This is a genomic window from Photobacterium sanguinicancri, from assembly GCF_002265265.1.
In the GTDB taxonomy this organism is placed as follows: Bacteria; Pseudomonadota; Gammaproteobacteria; order Enterobacterales; family Vibrionaceae; genus Photobacterium; species Photobacterium sanguinicancri.
In genome coordinates this window covers 1-874 of record NZ_NOIF01000396.1, presented here as the reverse complement: position 1 = coordinate 874, position 874 = coordinate 1, and the positions used below count along the sequence as shown (strand labels likewise).

Here is an 874-nt window from a genome sequence, read left to right as displayed (position 1 = left end):
ATCATAAAAAAGAGGTCGCATATTGCGACCTCTTTTTGCATGTCTGATTTTAAATCGAGTTCACCTAGCGCATAAAGATTAACTTGCTTGCGCCTTTAGCTCGCTGCTATAGCGTCCCGGTTTGTGGTTCATCGCCAATACTAAGTTCAACATGAACGCACCGACTACTGAGAATAGAAGGGTCATTGGGCTGACAAGGAAGAAAGATGCAACAAGTATGCTGAAATCAATGCCCATTTGCAGTTTGCCTGCTGACCATCCCATCTTCTCTTGCAGAAACAGAACCAGCACATTAAAGCCACCTAGGCTGGTTTTATGACGAAATAGGATCAACATACCTAACCCCATTAGTACTCCACCGATCAGGGCACAGTAGAGCGGTTCAAGACGACTGATCTCCAGCACGTGATGAAGGTTATCAGTGATGATAGACACCAATCCACCAGAAAGAATGCTGGTTAGAGCAAATGATTTACCCATGCGGAACCAAGCCATCAGGTAAAACGGGCAGTTCATCATAAAGTACAACTGACCAAACGACAGATCGATAAACTGGCTCGCAAGTAACGCAAGACCTGTTGTGCCACCAGTCAGTAAATCGGCTTGCTGAAGAAAGAATACGCCTTGGGCTACGACGAAAGTACCAGTAAGAATGGCGATAATGTTTTCTGAAATAGAATGCTTGTTACTGCTCAAAAATAGCTCCTCGTATCACCCGTATGTAAGTCATGCTAATGCGGGCTTGCTGCGCAGGCAGGTTCGATGAAAATGGATAAGTAATTGGAGCGCATCATATAGTCATTTATGACAAGAAAGAAGGTTGTGCGGGTAGGTGGTTTTTGGTGGGTGTAATAATATTTGTACGGAGTTGTAA

Annotated in this window: 1 protein-coding gene; it reads right to left on the bottom strand. The window is 44.2% G+C overall.

Translation table 11 applies throughout. The annotated features are described in order from the left end of the window. Window positions 1-78 precede the first annotated feature (78 nt). The gene (locus ASV53_RS24255) at window positions 79-696 is read right to left on the bottom strand and encodes a YitT family protein (RefSeq protein WP_062691024.1); all 618 of its coding nucleotides are present in this window, start codon (window positions 694-696) and stop codon (window positions 79-81) included. Window positions 697-874 lie beyond the last annotated feature (178 nt).